General features: G+C 73.9%; 10 protein-coding genes. 7 read left to right on the top strand and 3 right to left on the bottom strand.

All coding sequences use genetic code 11. From position 1 onward, the window contains the following. Positions 1–1,000 precede the first annotated feature (1,000 nt). Positions 1,001–2,131 carry a polysaccharide deacetylase family protein gene (locus AE652_RS27060; RefSeq protein ID WP_082345993.1) on the bottom strand — a complete coding sequence of 377 codons (1,131 nt, stop codon included), beginning with the start codon at positions 2,129–2,131 and terminating at the stop codon, positions 1,001–1,003. A 431-nt stretch (positions 2,132–2,562) separates the two neighbouring features. On the opposite strand from AE652_RS27060, the gene AE652_RS27055 reads away from it, so the two are divergent. The 3 genes from AE652_RS27055 to AE652_RS27045 all read left to right on the top strand — a co-directional run bounded on the left by AE652_RS27055 (position 2,563) and on the right by AE652_RS27045 (position 4,166). Then, on the top strand, positions 2,563–2,835 hold the full coding sequence (locus tag AE652_RS27055) for a hypothetical protein (protein WP_143204765.1): 273 nt from the start codon (positions 2,563–2,565) through the stop codon (positions 2,833–2,835). Between the two features lie 280 nt (positions 2,836–3,115). Continuing rightward, complete coding sequence (locus AE652_RS27050) at positions 3,116–3,667, top strand: sugar transferase (protein ID WP_049656058.1); 552 nt, start codon at positions 3,116–3,118, stop codon at positions 3,665–3,667. A gap of 10 nt (positions 3,668–3,677) precedes the next feature. Then, positions 3,678–4,166: an NUDIX domain-containing protein gene (locus tag AE652_RS27045; protein ID WP_049656056.1), complete on the top strand. Its 489-nt coding sequence runs from the start codon at positions 3,678–3,680 to the stop codon at positions 4,164–4,166. Between the two features lie 59 nt (positions 4,167–4,225). Here AE652_RS27045 and AE652_RS27040 read toward each other — a convergent pair whose 3' ends face one another. Next, positions 4,226–4,765, bottom strand: a complete 540-nt coding sequence (locus tag AE652_RS27040) for a PTS-dependent dihydroxyacetone kinase phosphotransferase subunit DhaM (protein ID WP_082345992.1) — start codon at positions 4,763–4,765, stop codon at positions 4,226–4,228. Positions 4,766–5,120: 355 nt separating this feature from the next. Between AE652_RS27040 and AE652_RS27035 the strand changes: the two genes are divergently transcribed. The 4 genes from AE652_RS27035 to AE652_RS27025 all read left to right on the top strand — a co-directional run bounded on the left by AE652_RS27035 (position 5,121) and on the right by AE652_RS27025 (position 8,317). Next, positions 5,121–5,348 (top strand): DUF397 domain-containing protein, encoded by a 228-nt coding sequence (locus tag AE652_RS27035; protein ID WP_234348556.1) that lies wholly within the window; start codon positions 5,121–5,123, stop codon positions 5,346–5,348. Between the two features lie 759 nt (positions 5,349–6,107). Beyond that, positions 6,108–6,602, top strand: a complete 495-nt coding sequence (locus AE652_RS27030; RefSeq protein ID WP_049656052.1) for a hypothetical protein — start codon at positions 6,108–6,110, stop codon at positions 6,600–6,602. 80 nt (positions 6,603–6,682) lie between these two features. Continuing rightward, positions 6,683–6,766 (top strand): putative leader peptide, encoded by an 84-nt coding sequence (locus AE652_RS49540; protein ID WP_350526312.1) that lies wholly within the window; start codon positions 6,683–6,685, stop codon positions 6,764–6,766. Between the two features lie 168 nt (positions 6,767–6,934). Next, entirely contained in the window at positions 6,935–8,317 is a 1,383-nt protein-coding gene (locus AE652_RS27025; protein WP_082345991.1) for an acyl-CoA dehydrogenase family protein, read from the top strand. Between the two features lie 65 nt (positions 8,318–8,382). On the opposite strand, the gene AE652_RS27020 is transcribed toward AE652_RS27025, so the two are convergent. Further along, positions 8,383–9,348, bottom strand: coding sequence for an aminoglycoside phosphotransferase family protein (locus tag AE652_RS27020; RefSeq protein ID WP_082345994.1), 966 nt, complete (start codon positions 9,346–9,348; stop codon positions 8,383–8,385). Positions 9,349–9,365 lie beyond the last annotated feature (17 nt).

Here is a 9,365-nt window from a genome sequence, read left to right as displayed (position 1 = left end):
CCGCCCACCTCCCCCCGGCCGCCGCCCTCTACCCCCAGGGCAACGCCCTCGCCACCCTCATCGGCTGACCGCGCGAGAAGTCGGCCCAGCCGACTTCCCACGCAGCCCGCTTCCTGAAGCCCTTCTGGTCGGTTGCACCAGAAGTCGCCCCGGCCGACTTCTCGCGCAACGACCGCTTCGAGCGGCACCACCCCCGACTCAAGCGGCCAATCGCCCTGGCCTCTACGCGCATAGACTCCCCGGACGCGGGCCCATGCCCGGCCTGCTTGCATGGGAAGTCGGCCCAGTCGACTTCCTGCGCCATGCCCGGATGCAACGGCTGGGCAGCCCGGCTCCTGGAGTCTGTTGGTTGCCGGTCCTGGGCTTGCTGGTGCGCGAGAAGTCGACCGGCCCGACTTTTCGTGCAGCGAGCGTTCCGGGCTTCCCGGCGGCGTGCGGGAGGTTCGTCCGGTCGAGCTTCGGTGCCGCGCTGGGATGCTGCAGCTATATGGCCCGCGCTCCCGAGCCGGTTGATTGCCAGCCCGGGTCCCGCCTGCGCGCACGAGAAGTCGGCCAGGCCGACTTCTCGCGCAGTGGACGCGCCTGGTCCGGCCGCGCCTTCTTCGCGTGGCGAGCGGTCGGCCGTTGCGGCTTCTGTGTGAACGTGGCGGGGCGCGCCAGAAGTCGGGCGGGCCGACTTCCTGTGTGGCGGCCGGGCTCGCCCAGCCCGTTGAGCATGCACTCGCTGAAGCCTCTTGGGGCGCGCCAGAAGTCGGGCGGGCCGACTTCTGGGGTGGGTTTGTGTCGGAAGTCGAGTGGGTGGAGTCGACTTTTTGCGGGGGCGGGGGTGGCATTCCGGGCGCCCGTAATGACTTGGCTGGGCGCGCGAGAAGTCGGCCCGGCCGACTTTTGGTGCGGGATTGGCTCGAGTGATTGTTGCTTTGGGGATGGGCTGCCGGGGTGCGCGCCGCACAGGAAGTCGACCCGGCCGACTTCCTGTGCGGCGTGATGGCGCCCGTTGCTAGGCGACGGCCTGGCGGCGCCAGCGGCGGTAGGCGGGTTCGAGGCCGGAGAGGATGGTGTCGAAGCGGCGGGTGCTGGTGGTGGAGTCGACCTGGAGGCGGCTGATCTGGAGGGGATGGGAGGGGAGCCGGGGGCCCAGGCGGTGGTCGGAGAGGAAGCCGAGTCGGTAGCCGAGCTCCTGCAGGACGGTTTCGGCGCGGACGTCGTGGCCGCCGTCCGGGTAGGCGAAGGCGATCGGCGGTTCGCCCAGCCATCGGGTGAGGGCCTCGTGGGCGCCGGTGATCTCGGCGCGCACGGTGTCGTCGTCGCAGCGCCCGAGGCACGGGTGCCCCTGGGTGTGGTTGCCGATCGCGACGCCCCCGTCCCGCAGGGCGAGCAGGTCGGCGGGGGTCAGCTGCTCCTGGCGGGGCGGCCGGCGGTCGGCGCTGACCCGCAGTTCGTGCAGACTGCGCCGCCGGTCCGGGTCCGGCATGGCCTTGAGCCGCCGGAGCAGCTGGGACGGGTGTCCGCAGTCGAGCGAGCGGGCCCGGCCCCCGTGCCGGGCGAGGAAGTCGGCCTCGTGCCACCAGAACGGCCGTTCGGTGCCGATGAGCTCCGAGATGACGAACGCGGTGGCCGGAATGCCCCGGGCGTCGAGGGCCGGTAGGGCGTGGGTGAGGACGCTCCGGTCGGCGTCGTCGAAGGTGACCAGGACGCTCCGGGGCGGCAGCGGCCGCCGTTCGGTGACGGCCTGGAGGACCGCGCCGAGCGAGACCGGCGTGGCGAGCCGCTGGAGCCGGTCGAGCTGGGCGCCGAACGAGCGGTGGTCGGTCACCCCGTGGTACGCGAGCACCGCGAGCCGTTGGGCGGCCAGGGCCCGGAACAGCGGTTGGACGGGGGCGAACCGCAGCCATTCGCCCCGAGCGTCCTGCTGTTCCGTGTCGACGGCCGCCCGGTGACGGCCCCCGCCGTCCAGGTGCGTGCCGTGGCGGTGCTCCTCGCGCCGACGGTCGCCGTGCAGGAGATCGCCGCCGAGCTGATCGCCGCGAAGGTGATCGCCGCGCAGGTGGTCGCCGTGCGGACGGTCGGTGGGCCGGCCGGTGCCGTGCCGGTCCGCCGACCACCCGACGGTCAGGGGCAGCGCGCGCATGCGGGGTGCCGGCCGGGCGCGGGCCATGGAGATCGATGTACTGGACTGGGACTGCGGCACGGTTCCCCCTCGTTCGCCGAGCGGCGTGGCGGTACCGCCGGAGGACGGAGCCCGGCCTCCGACTCCAGGGGCGGCGGCTCCGCTCCTGGATATTCCTGTTCTCGGTGGGGGGTTCACACCCGTCCCTCGAACGGCTCCTGGATCACTCAATGCCATTGAGACCGCTGCACCGGACGGATGGTTGTACCGGGGGGACGAGGATTTTTCGTGGACTGATTGTGGAGCCGGAATGCACGCCCGGACGCCTCGGACACACTTCGGGGCGGGCCCGGCGTGCCGCTGACCAGCCCGGATTCCCCGGTTGCGCAGCGTGTCCGGACCTTCACTCCCTGCGGGCTGCCACCCGCGCCGCCCCGGGGTACCTTGGGCTCATGGCAGATGCGGACCGTGACCCCTTCCACCTCCACGGGGCCTCCCGGATGGCTCGCGCGTGCAGCGGCGGAGCCCTGGTCACCCACCAGGTCCCGCTGACGGTGGTGGGCCTGGCCTGCCTGGCGCTCGGCATCGTCGTGGCCGTGTTCGTGCCGGACAGTGACGGGCCGGCCTGGGCGATGGCGGTGGCCGGTTGTCTGGCCGCGGGCGTCCTGCTGCTCGGCCGGATCGCCTTCGGCGTGTTCCGCGACCGGCGCCGCGCCGCGCTCTGACGGCGCCCCGGTTGGCGTACCGGCCGTACGGTCGGCGGGTTCCGTCCGGGCGTTGCCCCCACCCGTAACGTCGATCGCTCTCGGAATTCCGAAACGGCCGATCGAGCGAAATTGGTCAGACCGACTGAATATCGTCCAGTCGGACAATCTCAGGCCCTCTTCTTTCACCATTCCCGGACGACAGCTTCATCCCGCCTCTACTGTGAAGGCGTTCTTCCGGCTCGAAGCGCCGTGGAGGTGGAGCGATGAGCGGTAGACCGGATCGCGCCGCGGCCGTCTCATGAGACGCGCCGGCGACCTCGCCGTCGCCGCCCTGGCCGCGGTCGTCGCACTGCCGCTGGCCCTGCTGATCGCCGTCCTGCTCCGCTGCGGCACCGGCGGCCCGGTCCTCCAGCGGCAGATCCGGACCGGCCGGCACGGCCGCGAGTTCCAGCTCCTGCGCTTCCGGACCGGAGGGGACGGCCGGCTCACCGCCCTGCTGCGGCAATCGGGCCTGGACGAGCTGCCGCGGCTGTGGAACGTGGCGCGCGGCGACATGGGGGTGATCGGGCCCCTGCCGGTCGGCCCGGACCAGGCGGCGCACTACTCCCGCCGGGAGCGCGGCCGGCTCGCCGTCCGGCCCGGCCTCACCGGCTGGGCCCAGCTGCAGGCCCTGAGCCGCGGCCGGACGCCCCGCCCGCTCAGCCGCCCCGAGTGGGCGGAGCTCGACCTCTGGTACGTCGAGCACCGTTCCTTCGGGCTCGACCTGCGCATCCTCGGCCTCACCGTGCTCGCCCTGCTGCGGCCCGACACCGGCCGGGCGCACCGGGTCGGCCCGGAGCCGCCCCGATAGGCTGCGGCCCATGGCCATTCCCCCCTTCCTCGCCGAGCTCCGCGCCATCGTGGGAACCCGCCCGCTCTGGCTGAGCGCCGTCGTCGCCGTCGTGCTGGACGACCGCGACCGGGTGCTGCTCGCCCGCCGGGCCGACGACGGCCGGTGGGCGCCGGTCGGCGGCATCCTCGACCCCGGGGAGCAGCCCGCCGACGGCGTGGTGCGCGAGTGCGAGGAGGAGACGGGGGTGGTGGTCGTGCCCGAGCTGCTCGCCTCCGTCACGGTCTCGCCGCAGGTCACGTACCCGAACGGCGATGTGACGCAGTACCTGGTGCTGACCTTCCGCTGCCGCGCGGTCGGCGGCGAGGCGCGGGTGAACGACGACGAGTCGCTGGACGTCGGCTGGTTCGGGCTGGACGAGCTGCCGCCGATGATCGAGAGCGAGCACGAGCGGCTGCGCCACGCGCTGGAGTGCGAGGGCCCGGCGGTCTTCACCTGGGAGGGCAAGGAGCGCCCCTGAGCCCGGGGGCGGGCCGATCACGGCCCGCCGCAGGTCCTCAACCACCCGCCCGCGCCGGGTCAGCCCTTGTACTGCCGGTAGGCCTCCTCCGCCGCGTCCAGCACCGCGGCCAGGTCCCCGCCCGCCGTGGCGGTGGCGGTCGCGGCCACCGCGCCCTCGACGAACGGGGCGTTGGCGAACCGGACCGGGAAGGGCAGCCCGTGCTCGTCCGCGTCGGCCAGCAGCGCGCGGACGGTGGTGACCGCCCCGCCGAGGTCGGCGAGCACCACCACGCCGTGGCCCTGGTCCACCCGCCGGGTCGCGGCGGCCACCAGGACGGCGCTGATGCCCGGTCCGTCCGACGGGTCGCCGCCGGTCGCCGCGACCGGCGCGGGGGAGTCGGATCCGGTCAACGCGAGCGCGAGGGAGCGTACGGCGGTGGCCAGTTCCTGGCTGTGCGAGACCAGGACGATCCCGACCCGCCCGTGCGTGGCGGTCCGGGCGGGGGTCGGCCGGGGCAGCTGGGTGGGTGAGGGAGGCGTCCGGGGTGCCGGGGGATGGGCCGAGGGGGCGTCGGAGATGGGGATGACGTCGGCGCGGGTGCCGTCCCGGCGGCTCATCGGCTGCTCCCTCGAACGGGTCGGTCGGTGGATCGTTCTGGCAAGGCACGCTCGGTCGAACCGGTTGTCCCGGTCGGTCAGGGCGGTGCGGCGGAGCGGCCCGGGCCCCGGCACCTCGCGGGCCGGGCCGGGGAAGCGGTCGTACGGCGCCCTGGCAGCACTCTGGCAGCTGCCCGCCGCCCCCGCCGGTCGGGACACGCCTCGACCGGTCCTCCGGCCGCGCCCGTCCCCGCCCGGAGGAGTCCTCGTCAACCCGCTGACCGGGGCCGGGCGGTGTGGCTAGGCTGGCCCAGGAACGCCGTCGGGAGGAGATCGGTCAGTGGGATCCAACAGCGGGACGGACACGGAGGTCAGCGTGGTGCAGCCGGATCTGGCGCCGAACGGGAAGCCCAGGGTGGACTTCACCGGGGCGGAGTGGCTGTGCAGCAGCCAGGGCGTCGGCGACGTGCAGATCGCCTTCGTGGACGGCTACATCGGGATGCGGGACGGCCGCCAGGAGGACGGGCCGGTCCTGGTCTTCACGCCGGGCGAGTGGCGGGCCTTCGTGCTCGGCGCCCGGGACGGCGAGTTCGACCTCACCTGAGCCGAGGCGCGCGGAGCCCGTCGGCGCCGAGCCGGCGCCCGGCACCACGGGAGCGGACCCCCGGTCGACGGGGGTCCGCTCCGTAGACGATCTTTCGGGTCCGAAACATCACAACTGATGATCCATTGAGCGTGCCCCGTCAGAATTTCTGTTGACTGTTAGACAAACGCAGCTCAGAGTAAGAGCACGGGCAGACGCCGTGCCCACCGCCCCCACGCGGCCAGACACGGCGCCTGCTGTGCGGCCCGGCAGTACTGCCAGGCCATCCTCCCAGTCATCCCCTGCGCACCGGGGTGCGTCGGCCGGTCCCGGCCCCGAGATGGGGCCGGCAGTCGCCGGGAGGTTGGCGCCGAAGCCGAGAGCGACTCGGATGACGGCACCGGTGCTCGGGACCCGCACGCCCCCACGCGGCGGCGTCCCGAGCAGATCCACGGGAGCGACGGGCCGGGGCCCCGCGGATCTGGCTTGTGAAACTTGGAACTGTTGGCTTGTGTGTTCGTGCTGTGTGCGACGACGAAGCTGGGTGCTCGGCGGTTCGGCACGACAAGTGCACAGTGAGGGAAACGCGTGTAGGGCCGCGTTGCGACATGCCGTCCCCCCGGAGGGTGAAACCCAGAACGGCTGTCGTGCTGAACCGAACGTAGCCCGGACGGTTGCTCAGAGTCAACATTGGTCTCTGAGCGTCGATCTCCCGGCCACCCCCCGGCGGTGCCCCACCCACCTCGCGAACGCGGTGTGCCGGACACGTACGATGTTCCCATGTCTTTTCTCCGCCGTCGCTCCGGACAGCCCGCCGGCCCGGACTTCGACGTGCTCGCGATGGACCCGGGCGACTGGCCCGGTGACTTCGGTGCGGCCATGATGACCGGCCCGGACGGCTCCTGCCAGGGGATTTTCCTGCGCTACGACCTGTTCGGCGGCAGAGGTCCGGCGATGTTCATCGGCAACCTCCCCGAGGGTTCGCCCGCCCGGGAGACCGGCGACGAGGTGCCCTTCGAGGTGCGGCAGCTGCTCGCGGCGCTGGAGAACGACGAGCCGGTCGAGTTCGTCTCGGCCGAGGACTTCCCGGTGATGCTCGGGGACGACCTGCTGATCGTGAAGAAGGTCAAGGTCAGCGAGGAGCGCGTGTTCTGCGCCCAGTTCGGCCGCAGCGACGGCGTCCTGGTCACCGTCGCGTCCTGGGACCGACCGATTTCGGACGACCTGTATCAGCTGCTGAAGCCGCTCCCCGCGGACATGTTCCAGCAGGGCTGATCCCGCCGGGGCCGGCCGGCTCCGCCCGGGGGTCGGACGCTGCTTGACGGTATCGATCAACGGTTCGTACAGTCGCGAACATGCCGTGCCGCCTTCCGCTGCTGACCCGTCGCAGGCATCTGGACCTGCGGCGCACCGCCAGCGCGGCGTGTCCGGGCCGCTGAGGGGGGATTCGTCCCCCGGCGGCGGGCGATCGGCCGGGTGTCCGGTCGGCGCCGGGACCAGGGGCGGGCCGTGAGCCGGCCTCCGGGGCCGCCGATCGCCACCGCGCGCCCGTACGGCGTGCCGCCCGCACCTGCCGAGCCCACGTTGCCGCCCGGAGGCACAGCATCATGACCACTCGCGCCGCCAACCGTTCGACCGCCGAGCGTTCGTCCGAGGACCACGCGTCCGACGACCGCCCCGCCGACAACCGTTCGCCCAGGAGCGCGTCCGCCGGACGCCGTTCGCGGACCGCCGCTCCGGCGGCGGGTTCCGAACCGACGGGTTCCGGCCATCTCGAATCCACCGGTTCCACACCCACAAGTTCGGCCCCCGGCGGCGCGGCACCCGACCGGAGCGCGGTCGAGACCGCCCTCGCCGGACTGCCCCGGGTGGTCGACCTGCTGGCCGCCCGCGCCGAGGAGCACGACCGCGACGCGACCTTCCCGTACCAGGGGATCGAGGCCGTCCACGAGGCCGGACTGCTCACCCTCACCGTCTCCGAGCGGTACGGCGGTCCGGGCGGAACGCTCGCCGACACCGTCCGGGTGCTGTCCCGACTCGGCCGCGGCGACGCCTCGGTGGCCGTGGTCACCGCCTTCACCCTGCTCCAGCACGCCGAGCAGGCCCGCCGGGCCGACTGGCCGACGGCGGGCTACCGGCGGCTGCTCACCGAGTCCCGGCGCGGCCCGGCGCTGGTCAACACGCTGCGGGCGGAGCCCGGTGCCGGGGCGGGCGAGCTGCCCGGCACGGTCGCCCGACGGGACGGCGACGGCTGGCTGCTGACGGGCCGGAAGACGTACTGCACCGGAGCCGAGGCGCTCGCCTGGATGGCGGTGACCGCGCGGACCGACGAGGAGGAGCCGCGGATCGGCACCTTCCTGGTCCGCGGCGAGAGCGAGGGCCTGGAGATCGACCCGACCTGGGACCAGCTCGGGCTGCGGGCCAGCGCCAGCCACGACGTGGTGCTGGACGGGGTCCGGGTGCCGGGCGACCTCGCGCTCGGCCTGACGAACGGTCGCCGGACGGCCCGTCAGAGTGCCGACGCCGACGCCGAGCTCTCGTCGGCCTGGCACGACCTGGCCCTCTCCGCCGTGGCGATCGGGGTCGCCCGGGCCGCCGAGGCGTGGCTGATCCGCTTCCTCAACCAGCGCACCCCGGCCAATCTGACCGAGCCGCTCGGCACCCTGCCCCGCTACCGGACCGCCCTCGGCGAGATCGAGGCCCAGCTGATCGGGGCCGAGGAACTGGTCGAGGGCCTGGCCTCCCGGGTGGACCGGGGCGACCAGGAGGCCGTCGCCCGGACCGGTCCGGCCCACCTGCTGGCCACCCGGGCCGCGACGGCGGTGGTCCAGCAGGCCGTCGCCCTCACCGGCAACCCCGGTCTGAGCCGGCGTCACCCGCTGGAGCGCTACCTGCGGGACGTGCTCAGCAGCCGGGTGCACCTGGCCCCCGACGAGACCGTCCTGGAGGCCGCCGGCCGGGCCGCCCTGGAGCGGGGCGCCCGGCCGTAGGGCCCGTCGTCGAACACCCGGGCCCGGCGGGTCCTGACGGCGGTCCGACGGGCCCCGGAAGTGGCTCAGCGGGTCCCGACCGCGGCGCGGACGGCCCGGCGGGCGAGCGCCGCGTCGTCGTAGAGCCGGCGGATCATGATCCGCTGCTCCTCGCCGGCGCCCGGCACGTCGTACAGCCGGATCTCCCGCATCAGCACCAGCACCAGGTTCACCAGGAACGCGTCCCGGGCCAGCGTGCCGCCGCTCTGGGCGAGTTGGCTGATCTGGCGGCGTGCCGCGGTGTCCCCGGACAGGACGCTCCAGAGCACCGCCAGGTCGTAGCCGGGCAGGTACCAGCCGGCCTGCTCCCAGTCGACCAGCACCGGTCCGGACGGCGCCAGCAGCATGTTGCTGAGCAGGGCGTCGCCGTGGCAGAGCTGGAGCGGGGTGCTGCCGAGGCCGTGCAGCAGGCCGCGGAGGTCGCCGGCGTCCCGGTCGGTGAGCTGGCCCACCGAGTGGTAGCGGGAGATCTCCAACTGGTAGTCCAGGCGCGGCTGGAAGACGTCGGTCGGCGGCCGCCACAGGTTCAGCGTGCGGACCGCGGTGAGCAGCGCCCGCACCTCGCCCGGGGTGGGCGCGTTGACCGGGTGGCGCTCGCGGGCCGCCGGGCGCCCCGGGACGCGCTCCATGACCAGCACGCACCGGTCGTGGTCGGCCGCCACCAGCCGGGGCAGCCGCACCGGCGGACGGTGCCGGACGAACGCCCGGTAGACCGCCACCTCGTGGTGGAAGTCGGCCACCAACTGCTCGAAGTACTCACTCCGCACCGCCTGCGGCGCCAGGCACTTGGCGACCACCGGAGCCCGCCCGATGGTGCCCGCCACCAGGATGTGGCGGCTGCCCTCGCGCAGGACCTGGCGCGGGGTGAACGCGGGACATATCCGCGAGACGCCCGCGAGCGCCGCCCGGACCGCCGGGGTCTGGAGCGCCGACGGGTCGATCCGCTCCGGGCCGCCGCCGACGGGCAGGCCGGGCCGCCGGGCCCGCAGCACCTGGCCGTCGGCCTGCC

The organism is Kitasatospora sp. MY 5-36, from assembly GCF_001182915.1.
Taxonomy (GTDB): Bacteria; Actinomycetota; Actinomycetes; order Streptomycetales; family Streptomycetaceae; genus Kitasatospora.
This window is presented reverse-complemented; position numbering and strand designations above follow the sequence as displayed.